Raw genomic sequence first — 16,636 nt, 5'->3', positions numbered from 1 at the left:
GCAATCTTGCTGCGCTCCATTTGTGGCGGGAAATAGACATTTTCTTTCCGCACACGGCATTGGAACGAGGATATATTCAATGTTGCAAAATCGCCACAGAGTGGCACAGATCACACAGGCAAAACGCAAGGACTGCAAACACCTGATGCCATCCTTACAACACCAGATATGCGGTCTTTTTTAAAATAATAGCCAAGAAATAAAGTAAAAATTGTATCAAATACAAAAAAGCGCAGCAGGTGATCCGCTGCGCTTTCTGAAAGACTGGAAACTTAGAATTTGACCTTGAGATTGGCCGAGACCGCACTCAGCAAGTCATTGCCAAATGTATAGGTGGCATCGGTGCCATAGTTGAGCCCGTCGATTACAACAGGACCAGATTTCCCGCTGGTCATGACACCGAGCAGACCCGCAAGGCGGAGCTCGACATTTTTCGTCGGCGCGTAGGCAACCGCCGCACCAACAGCCCAGGTGTCGGTTTGCGTGCCATAGCCTTGCGATGTGCCACGATCCCAGGTCAGGCTGACCGCAGAGCTCCACTGCTCATTAAACTTGTGTCCAACACCGCCAGATATCGTGACCCCATCGCGATAGCCGAGGTCAAGTGTGGTCGCAACGGTGTTGGTCCCTGCAATCTTAAACGGAACTTGCTGAAGCAGGCTCCAGTTGACCCACTTTACCGAACCGAAAGCGAGCCAATCGGGAGCAATACCACTTTGCACCTTCAACTCAACTGAGTCTGGCATCGCTTGCGCGCCATAAACATCAAAAGTACGACCATTGACCTGGCTCAGATCCAGCTTGCCAGTGATGTTGTCCAGCTGAACCTGACTGTTATAAACCAGGCTAGCCCGGAAGGCATATTCTGGAATTTCATAGGCCATACCGGCACGCCAGCCCCAGCCATCGCCGGAAAGCTGAAGATGGCCAATACCATTACCGAAAGGTGTGGCTGCGTCTGGCACAACCAGACGGTCCTTGAAACCGCTTACTTCCTGATAGAAAGCACCGCCAATCACGCGCAACTGGCCACGGCCGGCATCAAACCGATAAGAACACGTTGCGGCGTAGTTGTCGCTCTTGATCTTGGTTTCAATATTCTCGTTGGCACCCATCCAGTTGGCACCGGGCTTGGTGTGCGCGCCCCATGGCTGGGAATAATCGACCAAGCAATCAAAGCCGCTGCCAAGCGCTGCCTTAATCCCAAATCTCGAATTCGAGTAGGCTTCAGAATCGTCCGCCGTTGTGGTGCCACCGCCAATGCCATTGGCACCAACGCCGTTGGCGCGATTAATGTCCTTTACGTCCTTCAACTTTCGGTTCGGCATCACATAAACGGTGTTGCCCTCTGCCGTCACTGTTGATGGATCAAACAGCAGATCGATATTATAACCGCCACGCTCAAGCCCGCCCGCAAACGCGTTCGTCTGCCACAGTCCCGCCGCAATAACAGCTAGAAGTCCCGCCGAAAGTGTCTTGGTCGCCATGTATAACTCCACCCACGATTTGTCTATTACGATACCGTAACCTATTCAAATTAAATGACAACTTAACCACAATCAGGTGCATCGCAGCATTTAATTCACGGATTTACGTAGGAATCTCTACTTGCCTTATAATTGACATTTTATAAGAAAATTTTTTCGAAAAAATCTCGAAAATTGCATATTTATCAGAAAATCATACCCACAATAGCCAGAGAAGTTGCAAAGTCGCAACAGCGGAAACATTCTAAGAACTTATAAAATTGTCTCTAAAATGATGCGTCGCAACGTTGATACATCATCTCGCACACACGTCATTGCAGCAGACTCATCTGCTCCTTCGAGCCATACTGCCCGCTCTATTTCTTGATTAAACCGGCCTGATGATGGACGAGACCCAACCTATACCAAGCCTCGAAGAGGCTGACGCAGCCTCGCCTTGAAGATATTGCGAAAGGAACACGAAGAGCCATTTTCAATGACTCTTCCTATAACCCACTTCACATAAAAGCCCGGAGCACGAATGCTCCGGGCTGAAAAAAGACACTCCAAACCATGACGGCACTTTACCGCATCATGTAGAAGCTTACACAGCGTCGTTTATGCGCTGAAGAGCCACAGCAAGAACCGCGCGCTGGCCTTCAAGCTCCTCAAGACGCTGACGCTCCGCGGCCACCACTTCAGGATCAGCATTGGCAACAAAACGCTCATTGCCGAGCTTTTTCTGGGTCTTGTCGATATCCACATCCGTCTTGCCGATGGCCTTTTCGATGCGGGCGCGTTCGGCCGCAACATCAATCAAGCTTCCCAATGGCAAGCATGCGGTCGCTTCTCCAACGATAACCTGAGCCGCACCCTTTGGCGCTTCCTGCGCAAGGCTGATATCACCCACACGAGCCAAGCGCTTGATGGATGCTTCGTGGCGCTTGATTCGCTCTTGTGTCACCACATTGGCACCCACCACAACCAAAGGCGCAATGGCGCTTGGCGGCACGTTCATCTCAGCGCGCGCCGAGCGAATCCCGGTCACCAGATCCACCAGCCAATTGATGTCGGTTGCGGCCAGTTCATCAATAAAGTCCTGAGTAGGCCAATCTGCATGGCAGAGCAAGGTTTCGCGCGAAAGCCCCTCACCGGCGGTATGCGCCCACAGCTCTTCCGTCATGAATGGCATGAAGGGATGCAGCAGCTTATAGGTTTCTTCCAGCACATAAGCAGCGCAAGCCTGCGCTTCGGTTTTTGCCCGCTCGTCTTCGCCAGAAAACACCGGCTTCAACAATTCGAGATACCAATCGCAGAAATTATTCCACACGAAGCGATAGAGTGCTGTCGCCGCATCGTTAAAGCGATGATTTTCGATCGATTCCGTCACGTCGCGCTGCGCACGGGTGAGCTCGGTCAAAATCCAGCGATTGATGGCTAGCGTCGTTGTCTCTGGCAGAAAGTTCGGATCGCTTTTGACACCGTTCATTTCGGCAAAGCGCGTGGCGTTCCAAAGCTTGGTGCCGAAATTGCGATAGCCCGCCACACGCGCTGTATCCAGCTTCACATCGCGGCCCTGTGCCGCCATGATCGTGAGCGTAAAGCGCAGCGCATCCGCACCATATTCATCAATCAGCTCCAGCGGATTGATGACATTGCCCTTCGACTTGGACATTTTCTGCCCGTTCTTGTCGCGCACCAGCGCGTGAACGTAAACGGTGCTAAACGGCTCAACCGGATTGCCATCCTCATCCTTCATGAAATGTAGGCCCATCATCATCATCCGGGCAACCCAGAAGAAGATAATGTCAAAGCCCGTCACCAGCACATTGGTGGGATAATAGCGCACCAGCTCCGGCGTCTTGTCTGGCCAGCCAAGTGTGGAGAACGGCCACAGTGCCGATGAGAACCACGTGTCCAGCACGTCTTCATCGCGGGTCAGAATCTCGCCGGGCTGGAAGTTTTCCAGCTTCTCCTGCACCCAGGCTTTCCATGGGCCTTCATGGGCGAGATAGTGCTGAACAGCGGCGTCCAGCGCCTCTTCCTCAGACTTTTCAACGAAAACCTGACCATCTGGGCCATACCAGGCCGGAATCTGATGACCCCACCACAGCTGGCGAGACACACACCATGGCTGGATGTTTTCCATCCACTCAAAGTAAGTCTTTTCCCAGTTCTTCGGCACAAAATTGGTACGACCTTCACGCACGCTGGCAATGGCGGGTTCGGCCAATGTCTTGGCATCCACATACCATTGCTCGGTCAGGCGTGGCTCAATCGGCACGCCGCCACGGTCGCCATGCGGCACCATGTGCTTGTGCGGCTCAATCTTGTCCAGCAGGCCTTCGGCTTCGAGAATCTCAACAATCTTCTTGCGCGCAAACGCCCGATCCTGACCTTCTAGCTCAGCCCAGACCATCTGCTGCTCGCGGCTTGGCGTCAGGCCTTCAAGGAAATCATCATTGTCGACAATCGTCACCGTCGCATCAACATTGAGAACGTTGATCATCCGCAGACCAGCGCGCTTGCCCACTTCAAAGTCGTTGAAGTCATGGGCAGGCGTCATCTTGACCGCCCCGGTTCCGGCGGTCGGATCAGGGTATTCGTCGGCAACGATTGGAATTTTGCGGCCAACAATCGGCAAAATCACATGCTTGCCTATAATCGACTGATAGCGCTCGTCAGACGGATGCACAGCAACGCCGGTATCACCCAGCAGCGTTTCAGGCCGGGTTGTGGCCACCACCAGATAGTCGCGGGTTTCCCATTCGGTTGCCTTGCCATCTTCATCGAAAGCAATGGGGTGCTGATAGGTCACGCCCTCTTCCAGCGGATAGCGCAGGTACCAGAGATTGCCGTTCACCTCATGCTGTTCAACTTCCAGATCGGAAATCGCCGTCAACAGCTTCGGATCCCAGTTCACAAGGCGCTTGTCCTTGTAGATCAGGCCCTGCTTGTAAAGCGTCACAAACACTTCCAGAACGGCCTTGGAAAGCCCTTCATCCATGGTGAAGCGCTCACGCGACCAATCGCAGGAGGCACCAAGGCGCTTGAGCTGATTGAAGATCAGGCCGCCTGATTCTTCCTTCCACTCCCAAACCTTGTCGATAAAGGCGTCACGGCCCATCTCGCGACGGCCCGGCAGCTGCTTTTCCATCAACTGGCGCTCAACCACCATTTGTGTGGCAATGCCCGCATGGTCCATGCCCGGCTGCCACAACACGTCTTTGCCGCGCATGCGCTCAAAGCGCACCATAATGTCTTGCAGCGTGTTGTTGAGCGCATGGCCCATGTGCAACGAGCCAGTCACATTTGGTGGCGGAATCACGATGGTGAAGGTTTCAGCATCCGGCTTGGCGTTGGCACCAGCGCGGAAAGCATCTGCCTCTTCCCAGGATTTAGCAATTTTAGGTTCGACCGATGCGGAATCGTAGGTCTTATCGAGCATGTTCTGACCAGACTTTGATACTTTGAAAAAGATAGGGTTTGTGTAAAGCGGAGCCGTGGCGATGAGTCAATAATAAAGCCGCCCCGTTGTCGAGGCGGCTTGACCATAAGACCGCTTAAAGGTGATTTAACGGCGCGGACCCCGTGCAATGCGCTCAATCTCTTCGCGCACCAGCCGCTCAACAAGCGTTGGCAAATTATCATCCAGCCAGTCTTGCAGCATGGGCCGCAGCATATCCTGAGCAATTTCATCCAACGAGCGACGCTGTTGACCATCAACAGCCGCCGCCAGCTCTTCAAAAGAGCGGGCAACCTCGGCACCGGCATGGCTGGAAAGCAAACCACGAGGCTCTTCCTGAGCAATATTCGCAGGCTCCTCCATCACGGAAGCCCGCGCAAGCTCCATCGCATCCATCTGGCGTCGGCTTTCTTCCAAAGTGTCCAGATGATGAATATCGGCGATCCGCGCCTTCTGCAAAGGCCTGTCCTGATTATGGCTCAGACGCTCAGTCGAATATTGAGGCGCAACCGACGCAGCCACCTCCTCAGGTGCGGGCGCTTCTGCACTCACGGTTTCAACCCGCTCCGTTGTCGCACGCACGCGCGCCGCCAAATCCGCCAGCGAAACTGTCTTGGCAGGTCCACCTGCGGGTTCACGATCACTCAACCGTGTAACGCTGGAAAAGCCGGATTGATTGGCAGGCGTTGGGAGATCCATAGCGGCAGGCTCAGAGCCGAAGCCATCATTGCCACTGCCCACATCCACTTGGTCCAACTCGCTCTCATAACCGTAAGAAGAGTCATAGGAATTGGCAGCAACGGGTTCGTTGCTTTCAATAATACGACGGATGGATGCAAGAATCTCTTCCATCGACGGTTCACGCGATACATTCGGCTGGGCCATGAAACTCCCCGTTGGCGTTTTACCTCATCGGCTTATGCCATCTGATTCGTTTCACCTTAGAATATGCCACCGCAGGAAGAAATTGCATAAAAAAACGAAAGACCCACAATGCACAGCTTTGTGGGTCTCATCCATAAAATCACTCGGAAGCTTAGAAAACGAATTCACGCGCTTTCTGAAAGCCTGGAAGCTGACGAATTGACGCGTTGAAGAATGATGTGGCGGAAATCGAGCCAGCCGCCTTCACGAACAGCGTCGCACGTGCCGAATGGCCTTGCCCAACAACCGTCACCAAACGACCGCCCTCGCGCAATTGACCAAACAAGGCTGCAGGAACCTCTTCCACCGCACCATTGATGAAAATCAGGTCATAAGGGGCTTCTGCCGCCCAACCCGCGTCCAAAGCGCCGGTCACCACCGTGACATTTTGCGCATCAACACTTGCCAGCAAACTCTTGGCTTTGGCGACCATCTCCTGATCACTTTCAAGCGCAACCACAGCGCCTGCAAGCCGGCCCAGCAAAGCCGAGACATAACCAGTGCCCGCACCAACTTCCAAAACCAGATCATCAGCGCTGATAGCGGCAAGCTGCAACAGCTTTGCCAGCGGAGACGGATCCATCAGATAACGGCCAGGCGCTATTTGCAAATCTTCATCAATATAGGCCAACGGCTTCAAATGGTCCGGCACAAAGGCTTCGCGCGGAACCGACAGGAAAGCCGACAGAATAGAATGGGAAGTTACATCCGTCGTGCGAATCTGGCCATCCACCATCTTTGCGCGTGCTGCTTCGAAATCGATCATAGTCTTTGCCCATCTCACACTGGGTTAAATTTCTACCCGTGTTTAATCGGCCATGAGGCAGCTTTCAAGCCATGTCATTGGACACGGTGCAAAATCTCTACAAATACGCAGACGTGATACAAAAAGACGAGACAAAGCCGAGGAGTTGTCTCTGCACGCAAACACGCATCAGTCGCCCAATTAACGATAAAGAAAGAAGGGAATGGAGGCCTCGCCCGGACTAGGGGCATTCAACGCCTTCAAACCTTTATAGACCCCATTGCTACAAAACACTCAAAATAATTTCGCTGAAAAATCAACGCTGGCTGCCACACCCTGCCACACGTTTCATAGCTGCGTGGAGCGAATCTTAAGAATTGCACCTACGGCAACATTCCAATTTCAGTAAGCCAGCCTTCCGCCAATGCTGGCCACTTTGTAATGGGTTGATCTGTTTTCCTGACACCGAAGGCATGGCCACCTTTGGCAAAGATATGCACCTCCGAATTAACACCAGCGTCATACAGCGCACGGGCATAAACAAGGCTGTTACAAACATCATCAACGGGATCTTGCCACGATTGAAGCAAGAATGTTGGCGGTGCATCCTTGCTCACCGAAGGCATAGTTTTGCGCAGCTTTCCATCCTCACACATATGGCCGGGGTAAAGTGCAATGGCAAAATCCGGGCGACTACTGATGTTATCAATCGCATCAACAGGCTTGTAGGCCGGTTTGAATATATTGCTGGTTTCGGCCACCAGATACCCACCGGAAGACATTCCCAAAACGCCAATCTTTTGCGGGTTAATATCAAGCTCTTTAGCCCTTGCCCTTACAAGCCGGATTGTGCGCTGCGCATCTTGAAGGGCGAAAGAAACTTTCGGGGTAATGCGGCACTTGCATTGCGGATCCCAATAATCAGCGGTGCCTGGTATCCTGTATTTGGAAAGCACACAGGTTATGCCCTTGGCGGTTATCCAATCGCACAGCTCGGTTCCTTCCACGTCCATTGCCAGAATTCGAAACCCGCCACCGGGAAACACGACCATTGCCACACCCGTATTTTTGCCTTTCGGCGGAAAGACGGTCATGGTTGGCTCAGAAACGTTCAATATCGTCTGCTTGCCGGGCTTCAAACTTTCAGGCGGCAAAGAAACACCCTTCATATCCGGCGCACCATTTGGCCAGATAGGAATTTGCTTAAGGCCCTCTGGCGGTTGCCACACCTCGCCCGCTTGCGCCTGCCAGCTTATCGCCACCACACCGACAAGGCTGAAGAGAATGGCAAAGGTTATGCGGAAAAATCGGAAGGCCATTTTGTCTCTCCACCGCCAGCATAATCTCGGCACTGAGTAGAACACTACGTGTGAATCCGAGGCGAATTTGTGACATCCTTCCTTTGGCGGCCCTACCCTCATACCCACGCCCCAGAAAGTCGTTCCAACAGTCGATATTGACTCTCACTAAACATGAACATATCAAGAACATTTCGGCAGATAATTTCTCTCTGCACAGGAGGTTCATGATATGCGCACCCAATTGGAAACACCGGAAGCCGACCCGGTTGAGCATCTTATCGTCTGGCATGACGGCGATGTGAAAGCCGCTATCAAGACATTGCTGGATGATATTCAAGAGCTGCGCCATCAATTAGCCTTAGCATCATGCGCAATCAGCCCCGGCTATACGCGGGGCTGGATGCCAGATGATAGTTGCACTCAAACCTCGGGCCGTTTGCACCGGCCCACATCTCAGCTTATCACGAATAGAATTCGAGTATGTCGAGACGCTACGGAGAAGTAGCAGGTAGTCGCCTAACATATACAGCCACAAAGTCATCCACAATCAATGGCTTTACCCCCCTAAGTGTTTGCAAGGCCAGAATTCAAGTTGTGCTTTCCAATAGCGCGATCTCGTCTTCACTAAGGTCAAACAGGTCATAAACGATGCTGTTGATCTTGGCTTCGGCCTGCGCGATTTCGGTGGTCAGGCGATTAATCTCGACACGGTCGCGATTGATCCAGTCTTCCCAGCCGGAGCGATCAGCTAAAGGGATGTCAGCTTTGAAGACCTTCTTCACCTCTGCTCGGAAGGCGGCGAAGTCGGGCAAAGTCCACCATTCCTGAAGCCTATTTGTCAGCTTGGGTTCACGCTGAGGCGGGCAGAGATCGGGAATACGGCGTGTCAAGGCTGTTTGTAGGGCGAGGCGAGTTTCAGCAGACATTTGCGCTTCCTTTGCCAGACGGGAAAGCTCAGTACTAACGTCATCAGGAATGACGGGCATAGGGAGATTTTCCACATGCTGTGCTGTTGCTTCGCGCCACCCACCTCGAACGGCAGTGGTCCTTGAACAAAAATCAAACCAAATAATTTTTGAGTTCAGAACAGCCAACAAGTCCCAACCGCCATTTGGGATGAAGTAGGTCTTGTTATTAGAGTACGCACCAGTCGTTTCCATGGAGTAGATCGGCTGATCTTGGAAATGGCCATAGGCAATTTTGGGTGGCTGGAAATAGGGTGCATAGGCTTCCTGCGCTTGTTGCAATTCGAACCATTGTTGTTTTGTTGCACGCTTTTCCAGCTTATCTTTGAATGGCAACAGCCAATCTCTGATAGCGGGATAGTCATCTATACTGATGCTACGTTGTGGAATGTAGATAAGCCACAAACCGCGCGTTTCGGATCGCCAGCGTTTCAGGTCCTTACCTTCGAGGAAGGGCTTAAGCAGATCAGCAGACTTTGGGTCTTGGGCGCAGAGGCGTTCCTTGGTGGCGTTATCGACCACAAAGGCAGCATTCAGGCCGGTCTTGATCCCGTAGAGCGGTGATCCATAAACCTCTTTCAAGGACTTTCTACCGTTTCTGATCTTGTCCCGCAGAGCGCGCAAGGCGGGATTTTCTAGTTCCCACGACCCTGCCCCCAAAGCAGTTTGTGGATATGGGCCTGCAGCATCTTCCCAAGTAGCTAGGAAGTTGTTTTCAGGCAGGGCGTTCACCCTCCAGAAACGCAACTCGTGCCCTTTGGGCGCAGCCCCACGCTTCATGGTCAGGATGGCCGGATAGGTGGTTACGCCATCGAAAACTTGTAGATCACCGAAATCGACCACGCTTTCGATGGTGGCCTCCTTGAGTAGGTATTTCCGCAAGGGTTTGCCCGAACCAGTTTTGAAGAAGGTGTTCGAGGAAATGTAGCCCAAACGCCCGCCCGGCTTTAGCAGACGCAGACCACGTTCATAGAAATAGCAGTAGAGATCGGCTCTATCAGAAACGACCTCATAACGTTTTTCCAAATAGGGTTTCAGCAGCTTCAAGAACTCCATCCGCACATAGGGCGGATTGCCTAAGACCACGTCGAAGCCACCCTCGGCAAAGACGCCGGGGAATGCACTTTCCCAAGTGAAAGCATGGTCTAGATAGGCAAAATTGCTGTCCTCGATCAGGCTGTCACCGACCCGGATGCTGTCCGAAAGGCTGTCCAGAACCTTACCGCGTCGGGCGGTCTTGATCCAGAGAGACAGCTTGGTGATCTCGATGCTTTCTTCGTTTACGTCCACACCGAAAAGATTGTCGGTCAAAATGTCACTGTCGGGGACATAGTCAAGAAGATCACCAAAATGTTCTGCTTTGGGCAACAAGTCTTTGATCTTGTCGTTCACGCGGGTCAGTTCGGCCTTCATGAAGTCAAAGGCCATAATGAGGAACACACCAGAACCACAGGCGGGATCGACGATGCGCAAGGATTTCAGGCGATCTCGATAGGCTTGCCACGCTTCCAGCTCGCCCGATTTTTTCCTCCAGGGAATATTTTCGTAATCGCTGACATCCGCGCCCTTCCTAGCGTGCTCGCGCAAAGTGTCTCCGAAGATTTCCTTCAGGTGCGTACCTAGTGTTTCGGCCACGATGAAGCGTGCGATGTAATCGGGAGTATAGACCACTCCGTCACGCTTACGCCGCCCACTTGTACCGTTGGCTTTCTCGGGCTCTTCCTCTTCGCCACGCGCAATGGCTTGCAAGCGCTCCACGTCCGCGATGGACTGCTCGAAGATATGGCCAAGTACCGTGACTGAGACTTCAGAGGCGAAATCATACTCGCCTAGGGCTTTGAACCCCTCACAGACCTCATTGGGTATTTTCAGCGCGTCAATCACAGCGTCTTCGCGAAACAGCCCCCCGTTGTAGCGCGGTATTTTCAGCTCATTATTGCCCACGTCGATCGCGCGGAACAAACCTTTGAAATTATCCCAGATGGGGCGCGGATTGTAAGGGTCACGCGCGACAAAAGCATTTTCCAGCGTATTGTCGGGCAGCAGGCCGGTGTCTTCCGCAAAGGCGACGAACAGCACGCGATCAAGGATCTTCTGCGCGAGGGCGATTGCATCAAGGGGTGTGATCGCAACATCAGCCTTCTGGACGGCGTTCAACAACTTGAGGCGGAGGGTCTTGTAGTCTTGATAAAGGCTATTGGTGATGTCCTTGTCTTCGCGGCGGCTTTCTTGCAGCAGTTCAGCTGTACGGCCAGACAGCAGGTTTTCCGCCGACAGGAGCAGCATGAAACGCGCGTATTCTTCCGGGTCTGTCAGCTGATCGAGGCGGAACTGCTCATAGGCCGAGGTGCCTTCCCCAAAGCCATAAAGGCGCAGTTCGATCATGTTCGAAACAAGAACCCATTTCACGCCGCGCGCGTTCATGGCGTATTCCCACGCCTGTTGAACAGGGCTTTTGTTGCGACCCGGCATGATCGCATCAAGGTCGCGGGTATCCGCGCCTTTTAGCTCGAAGGGCGCAACAATGTCAGGCGTCTTACCACCAAAGCGGCCCAGGGCCAAATCGACGCTGCCACGCAAAATATTTTGCTCGGTTGAAACGTTGTAATTTGCGCCACCTGCGGGGCCGTGATAGCCGAGAACCCCTTCTACGATCTTGGAGGCAAACTGCCCGTGCAGGGCACTTTCCCTCAAGCCTTTAATTCGGCCCGAGCTGATCAGCTCCGCCCATGCCTCCAGCATCACCCGATGATCTGGCCGGATCGGATCGGCTCTAATGTAGCGCATTAAAGTTTTTTGATTGAATAGTTTCATAATAATCTTTTGATCCCCTAAATGCGTGTGGCGGCATTTATGGACTGTCAAAGTTGTGACGACAAGGCTATTCGATTTTGCTATTTTCCGTGTACTTTTATTCTTGCTCTCTGATTATTTTAGGTGTACGAAAATTCGATGAGGATTATCTGGGATGAGCCGAAGCGGCTGGCCAATTTGCATAAGCACGGCTTCGACTTTGCCGATGTGGTGCATTTCGAATGGGAAACGGCAGTTATTGACGCCAGCCACTCTAAGCGCATGAAAGCCATAGGCTATTATGCAGATGGAACGGCTGTGGTGATTTTCGCAACGCTTGGCACGGAAGCAATGTCCATCATCAGCTTTCGCCCCGCCAGCGCCAAAGAAAGGAAGGTTCTTGATGGGCACTAAACATCCAACCAAGACCAGTTTTGAGCCGGGCAACGGCTATACGCAAGAAGATTGGGACGCAGTTGATAGCCCGGAGCTGACCGACGAAGACCTTGCCAACATGCGCCCGGCAAAGGATGTTCTTCCAGCCTCGCTCTTTGAAAGCCTGACCAATGCGCGCAAAACCCGTGGACGCCCCAAGGTGGAAAAACCGTTGGTGCCAGTGACACTTCGGCTGGAACCAGATGTGCTGGAGGCTTTCAAGGCATCCGGCAAAGACTGGCGCGGCAAAATGAATGAGGCGCTGCGCAAGGCCGCTGGTATCTGAGCAATGAGCGAAACGATTGGGAGAATTGCCCATTGAAATTGCACTTTAAAAAATAAAGACCAATCTAATAATCTTGAGAATCTTGAACTTGAGGCCGTCTCGGACGCGCCCAGTGTCGGCGATGAACTCTTAAACAGTCCCGAATGCTGAAATTATTTCAAAACTATAGCCTGCACCCCTGGAGAACTACACCATGCCATAAAAAGCGTATGTTAAATCGACCTTGAGATATTTAACCTCCATCAGCTATTTCAATATATTTGAGGAACGAAGTAGCAACGTTCAATCGGTCGGGTACGGCTTCCCAAATGCCATTTTTTTGCTCGATGAATGAATTTGAGCGCATTTCATCGAAAATCATTACCTCTCTAGGCTTTAGATTATGCCTACGGCTCGACAACTCTCGTTCGGATTCCGACATAGGTAGTGAATCTCTAGTTTCGTCTGTAAACCAACCACCATACCAAACATCGCTAAATTTCCTAAGATAGTCCTCACTTTGCGCCATTGATATTAGCATTTTGACCTCTTTTAATCCTCGGCGCACATAGGCGGAAAATATAAATTCATCAAATTGTGAGATCGGATATTTTGACTTTTCCTTGAACCGCGCGACCTGTTTTTTCCGTCTGCTTTTTTGATAGGAGTTAATGATTTCTGATGGCAGAATCAAAATAAAAAACAACAAGAATACCCCAGCTAAAAAGTAAAATAAGACACGTATAATTTGCGTCAAAACACTTCCTGAGAAAACATTATATAATAAGCTGTTTTTTGAAATTTCTTCATTAGGAAAAGAAACGGAAATTTCGCGCTGACCAGCAATTTTTCCTTCAGAACTTACTAAAGGAGTGTTTTCTATACTATGAAGTACGATTATTTTTACGACATACCATTCATTTTTTTCTAATATAACAGGTGCCAAGGTCACGCTTGTTTCATTTTTGATTGCAACCGCAACCTTACGCAAATAGTCAATACTGGCGTCAGATACATCGGCCTTCACGATCGTACCAACTCCAACCCTTATTCCAAGAGGGACTTTACTATCATAGTAATTATTTAGTATATCTGCAGATCCTCTATTTGCAACTCGAACTATTAACACAGAAATTGTTTTCCCGCTTTTTGCGATATCTTGAGACTGATAGAAAACCTCCAAATCTGCTAATTTTTCTCGAACATCAAGTACAGGCTCGTTACTCAAAACTTCCAGACCAAGCCTCGGAGACTGATCTTTAAAAAATTCTGTATATAATGACGTGCATCCGAATATTATTGCCAAGAGAAACCCAAAAAACGACCACGAGGTTCTTTTATCTAGACTATTTATAAACCCCAAGAACTGCATATTCCCCAACCCCGAATTATGTACAAACCCTAATATATCAACACGCGTTTATATGATTTTTTCTATTTTAGATAGTCCATATCCACGAACACGCAATCAATTTGCGGCTTGGCAATATCAGTGATGGTTTTGCTGTTCCAGGAAAATGACAATCAACATTAAATAAAATACAGTATTATAATGAATATTTATCGATTTAAAATTTTAAATTTTATAAATAAAAACATATTTTAATATTATTCAGCACTGAAATATAAATACTTCGGTTCTAGCCTTTGCGAAAAGAAGCCTAACGAAGGGCTAGAACCTAAGTTTCAGCGGGCAGAACGAAACTGCCCACGCGATTGTCTGTCGCGCCTCATCCCAGAGGCAAATTCCCAACCTCGCTCTTGCCATCCATAATAATCACCTCGCCCACATCTTTGCCGCCGCCGCCGCGCACGGTGTAGGTCAGGCCCACAGGAATGAACTGAAAATCCTTGAAGATTTCGCGCACGCCTTCGCAGTCGTTGAGCGAAATCATGAAGCGGCCTTTGATGGTTTTCAGGCGGGTGGCCATTTGGGTGAATTGATCGCGGCTAAAGGCGTCTTTGCCGTAGTCGCCCTCGTTTCCAAAGTATGGAGGGTCAAGGTAAAAGAGCGTGCCGGGGCGGTCATACCGGGTAATGAAGTCTTGCCAGTCGAGGTTTTCGATGGTGACGCCGCAAAGGCGGTCGTGGACCTCTTCCAGCGCTCCCCGTAAGTTTTTCATGTTGAACCGCGCAGGGCGGGTTAAATCCGCACCAAAGTGTCTGCCCACAATCTTGCCCGCAAATGCAGAGCGTTGAAGGTATAGAAACCGTGCTGCCCGCTCAATATCCGTCAGAGTTTCCGGGTCCATGGCGGCGAGGTTATCAAACTCACGCCTCGAAAACAGCTGGAACCGCATATGATCCATAAGCGGCTGATAATGCCTTTGCAGAATGCGAAACAGGTTTGCCACGTCGCCGGAGCGGTCATTGATAACCTCACATTTGGGAATGAGTTTACGGCGGAAAAACACGCCGCCCATGCCGACAAAGGGTTCGGCATAGAGCGTGTGCGGGATCTGTTCGATGATGGAAGAAATACGTTCGGCCAGTTGCCGTTTGCCGCCCAGATAGGCAGCTGGAGGCGATACGGGGCGAACCGTGGTGAAGTTTAAACTGGTCTGTTCCATTGTTGAGAATCACTTTTTCTGCCACACCGCCCGCGCCTGCGCAGGTGCCGGGTGTGGTAATGATTCAGTTTTTTACCAAGCGGGGCGTGACGCCAATCTCACCCGCTGTTGCGGTCGCAAGACCGCAGCCACCCGTGCCGGTGGCATGAAGAAAGGCCGGAAGATTGCTCCCCGGCCTTTGGTATTTCGATCTGGTTTGATTACAGTCTGCCAAGCAGCAGAGCGCCAACCCGTTTGAGCACATCGGCAAAGCTGACACCGAGAGCGATGCCGCCGATGCCAATCATGCCAAGGGCACCAATGCCGATCAGCTTCCAGCGCTTCACGTCATTGGTGACGGGTTTCATGTCGGCCACATCGGCCTGCACGGTGGAGATGTTGCGCTCCAGCGCGCCCACATGGCCGACCATTTCATCCATGCGGCGATGAACCACCGCACGGCTTTGGTTGGATTTGTCTTCTGCGCGTATTTGCGCATCCTTGATCTCGCGCATGTCGTCTTGCAAGGCGCGTAAACCCGCCACCAGCTCACCAAGCTGGCGATGCACGCTTGCGTCAATTTCCGGTGCCATCGTCCGGCACTTTCCACCCCACAGGCGGCTGTGGTTTGACCATGCCGCGAATGCCATCACGCCGGGCGTTGATCAGCAGTTTAAGCAAGCCCAGGACGGCCACAATTTTAAGCGCCACCGCCTCGCTAAATAGCGTTGACCAGTCAAACAGGGCCAAAACCGGAATGGCCCAAACCAGATTATTGATGATGTTGTGCAAAAGGTTGGTGTTGAAGATATTGCGCAATGTGTTGGTGTTCATGCGCCCGCCTCCTGCAAAAGCGCGTAAAATTTGCGGCCATAGACGGCAATGTCCTTGGCGCGATCCATGCCGTTGATGATGCGCCGGGCATTCAGCCAATCGGCTTTCTCGCCTTCGAAATAATCACCGAGTTTCGCGCCGGTAAACCACCCCTCCTCCATGCCGAGGAACATGATTTTCGAGGCCAAATCCTGATCAAGTGCTAGATCAAAATTGTCGAGAAGCGCACCGCCAAGCCCCAGCTCACGATCTGCATTCTCATAGTTCGCATCCCATGTAAGCTGCACATAGCCGCGCCCATAGGGCACTTGGCCGTGCCTGCCCTTCACGCCATATTTGCGGCCTTTGCCTTTGCCGTATTCAGCAATTGGCTGCATGGTTTTGGCCGTTTCATGATAGGCCGTGGCCAGCATATAGGCCAGCCAGCGCAGATCCTTCATCTGGCTTGCCTGCCATGCGTCCAGAATGGCGGTGATGCCATCCACCTGCCCTTGCGTGAGCCTGCCGCCAAACAACGCGCTGCGCAGCCCTGCGAAGAATTTCGCACGATCCATTATTCTCTCCTATTGTGGTGTAAAATTTGCACCGTGTTATTTACATGGTGCAGTAAATGCCCTATGTATTTCTCACAGACATGAGGGGCACATGGGCAAACTGGTTCAAATCGGAAACATCATTATTCGGGTGTATGCGAACGATCATTTGCCGCCGCATTTTCACATCATCACCCCGGATGCCGACGCCTTGGTGGACATTGCCACGCTGGAAATTCTCAAAGGAAAATTGCCCCGCAAGGCAGAAGAAGCCGCCCTTGAATGGGCAGCGCAAAATCGCAAACTGATCGCCGCAGAATGGAACCGCACCAACCCTCGTTTTCCAATCGCCTGAAGGAG

At 51.6% G+C, this 16,636-nt stretch carries 14 protein-coding genes; 3 read left to right on the top strand and 11 right to left on the bottom strand.

The features are described 5' to 3' along the window. Window positions 1–272: 272 nt before the first annotated feature. The 6 genes from BJF95_RS14840 to BJF95_RS14815 all read right to left on the bottom strand — a co-directional run bounded on the left by BJF95_RS14840 (window position 273) and on the right by BJF95_RS14815 (window position 11,681). On the bottom strand, window positions 273–1,487 hold the full coding sequence (locus tag BJF95_RS14840; RefSeq protein WP_075640181.1) for an OmpP1/FadL family transporter: 1,215 nt from the start codon (window positions 1,485–1,487) through the stop codon (window positions 273–275). Between the two features lie 583 nt (window positions 1,488–2,070). Then, the gene (locus BJF95_RS14835; RefSeq protein WP_075640180.1) at window positions 2,071–4,914 is read right to left on the bottom strand and encodes a valine--tRNA ligase; all 2,844 of its coding nucleotides are present in this window, start codon (window positions 4,912–4,914) and stop codon (window positions 2,071–2,073) included. 126 nt (window positions 4,915–5,040) lie between these two features. Continuing rightward, window positions 5,041–5,817, bottom strand: a complete 777-nt coding sequence (locus tag BJF95_RS14830) for a PopZ family protein (RefSeq protein WP_075640179.1) — start codon at window positions 5,815–5,817, stop codon at window positions 5,041–5,043. A 151-nt stretch (window positions 5,818–5,968) separates the two neighbouring features. Then, window positions 5,969–6,622 (bottom strand): protein-L-isoaspartate O-methyltransferase family protein, encoded by a 654-nt coding sequence (locus BJF95_RS14825; RefSeq protein ID WP_075640178.1) that lies wholly within the window; start codon window positions 6,620–6,622, stop codon window positions 5,969–5,971. Window positions 6,623–6,984: 362 nt separating this feature from the next. Then, entirely contained in the window at window positions 6,985–7,920 is a 936-nt protein-coding gene (locus tag BJF95_RS14820; RefSeq protein WP_075640177.1) for an alpha/beta hydrolase, read from the bottom strand. Between the two features lie 569 nt (window positions 7,921–8,489). Then, window positions 8,490–11,681 (bottom strand): Eco57I restriction-modification methylase domain-containing protein, encoded by a 3,192-nt coding sequence (locus tag BJF95_RS14815; protein ID WP_075640176.1) that lies wholly within the window; start codon window positions 11,679–11,681, stop codon window positions 8,490–8,492. A gap of 138 nt (window positions 11,682–11,819) precedes the next feature. Between BJF95_RS14815 and BJF95_RS14810 the strand changes: the two genes are divergently transcribed. Together BJF95_RS14810 and BJF95_RS14805 are read left to right on the top strand one after the other, a co-directional pair. After that, window positions 11,820–12,074, top strand: a complete 255-nt coding sequence (locus BJF95_RS14810) for a BrnT family toxin (protein WP_075640175.1) — start codon at window positions 11,820–11,822, stop codon at window positions 12,072–12,074. Continuing rightward, window positions 12,064–12,381 (top strand): BrnA antitoxin family protein, encoded by a 318-nt coding sequence (locus BJF95_RS14805; RefSeq protein ID WP_075640174.1) that lies wholly within the window; start codon window positions 12,064–12,066, stop codon window positions 12,379–12,381. The genes BJF95_RS14810 and BJF95_RS14805 overlap by 11 nt, the downstream gene beginning before the upstream one ends. Before the next feature lie 232 nt (window positions 12,382–12,613). Here BJF95_RS14805 and BJF95_RS14800 read toward each other — a convergent pair whose 3' ends face one another. From BJF95_RS14800 to BJF95_RS14780, 5 genes are all read right to left on the bottom strand, one after another. After that, window positions 12,614–13,732 carry a hypothetical protein gene (locus tag BJF95_RS14800; protein ID WP_075640173.1) on the bottom strand — a complete coding sequence of 373 codons (1,119 nt, stop codon included), beginning with the start codon at window positions 13,730–13,732 and terminating at the stop codon, window positions 12,614–12,616. Window positions 13,733–14,090: 358 nt separating this feature from the next. Further along, on the bottom strand, window positions 14,091–14,930 hold the full coding sequence (locus tag BJF95_RS14795; RefSeq protein ID WP_075640172.1) for a DNA adenine methylase: 840 nt from the start codon (window positions 14,928–14,930) through the stop codon (window positions 14,091–14,093). A gap of 200 nt (window positions 14,931–15,130) precedes the next feature. Next, a complete protein-coding gene (locus BJF95_RS14790; RefSeq protein ID WP_075640171.1) occupies window positions 15,131–15,502 on the bottom strand; it encodes a DUF1515 family protein in 372 nt (123 codons plus the stop codon). Beyond that, window positions 15,486–15,743, bottom strand: a complete 258-nt coding sequence (locus BJF95_RS14785; protein ID WP_075640170.1) for a hypothetical protein — start codon at window positions 15,741–15,743, stop codon at window positions 15,486–15,488. Before BJF95_RS14785 ends, BJF95_RS14790 begins: the two co-directional genes overlap by 17 nt. Next, window positions 15,740–16,297, bottom strand: a complete 558-nt coding sequence (locus tag BJF95_RS14780; RefSeq protein ID WP_075640169.1) for a lysozyme family protein — start codon at window positions 16,295–16,297, stop codon at window positions 15,740–15,742. The genes BJF95_RS14785 and BJF95_RS14780 overlap by 4 nt, the downstream gene beginning before the upstream one ends. Before the next feature lie 91 nt (window positions 16,298–16,388). On the opposite strand from BJF95_RS14780, the gene BJF95_RS14775 reads away from it, so the two are divergent. Continuing rightward, window positions 16,389–16,631, top strand: coding sequence for a DUF4160 domain-containing protein (locus tag BJF95_RS14775; protein ID WP_075640168.1), 243 nt, complete (start codon window positions 16,389–16,391; stop codon window positions 16,629–16,631). Window positions 16,632–16,636: the final 5 nt, after the last annotated feature.

Origin of the sequence: Rhizobium oryziradicis (genome assembly GCF_001939045.1) — a bacterium.
GTDB classification, from domain to species: Bacteria; Pseudomonadota; Alphaproteobacteria; order Rhizobiales; family Rhizobiaceae; genus Allorhizobium; species Allorhizobium oryziradicis.
This window is presented reverse-complemented; position numbering and strand designations above follow the sequence as displayed.

Bases quoted from the DNA above. Each gene is read 5' to 3' on its own strand.
- BJF95_RS14780 (WP_075640169.1), bottom strand. From the start codon at position 16,297: ATGGATCGTGCGAAATTCTTCGCAGGGCTGCGCAGCGCGTTGTTTGGC.
- BJF95_RS14785 (WP_075640170.1), bottom strand. From the start codon at position 15,743: ATGAACACCAACACATTGCGCAATATCTTCAACACCAACCTTTTGCAC.
- BJF95_RS14825 (WP_075640178.1), bottom strand. From the start codon at position 6,622: ATGATCGATTTCGAAGCAGCACGCGCAAAGATGGTGGATGGCCAGATT.
- BJF95_RS14815 (WP_075640176.1), bottom strand. From the start codon at position 11,681: ATGAAACTATTCAATCAAAAAACTTTAATGCGCTACATTAGAGCCGAT.
- BJF95_RS14820 (WP_075640177.1), bottom strand. From the start codon at position 7,920: ATGGCCTTCCGATTTTTCCGCATAACCTTTGCCATTCTCTTCAGCCTT.
- BJF95_RS14800 (WP_075640173.1), bottom strand. From the start codon at position 13,732: ATGCAGTTCTTGGGGTTTATAAATAGTCTAGATAAAAGAACCTCGTGG.
- BJF95_RS14840 (WP_075640181.1), bottom strand. From the start codon at position 1,487: ATGGCGACCAAGACACTTTCGGCGGGACTTCTAGCTGTTATTGCGGCG.
- BJF95_RS14805 (WP_075640174.1), top strand. From the start codon at position 12,064: ATGGGCACTAAACATCCAACCAAGACCAGTTTTGAGCCGGGCAACGGC.
- BJF95_RS14790 (WP_075640171.1), bottom strand. From the start codon at position 15,502: ATGGCACCGGAAATTGACGCAAGCGTGCATCGCCAGCTTGGTGAGCTG.
- BJF95_RS14775 (WP_075640168.1), top strand. From the start codon at position 16,389: ATGGGCAAACTGGTTCAAATCGGAAACATCATTATTCGGGTGTATGCG.
- BJF95_RS14835 (WP_075640180.1), bottom strand. From the start codon at position 4,914: ATGCTCGATAAGACCTACGATTCCGCATCGGTCGAACCTAAAATTGCT.
- BJF95_RS14810 (WP_075640175.1), top strand. From the start codon at position 11,820: ATGAGGATTATCTGGGATGAGCCGAAGCGGCTGGCCAATTTGCATAAG.
- BJF95_RS14830 (WP_075640179.1), bottom strand. From the start codon at position 5,817: ATGGCCCAGCCGAATGTATCGCGTGAACCGTCGATGGAAGAGATTCTT.
- BJF95_RS14795 (WP_075640172.1), bottom strand. From the start codon at position 14,930: ATGGAACAGACCAGTTTAAACTTCACCACGGTTCGCCCCGTATCGCCT.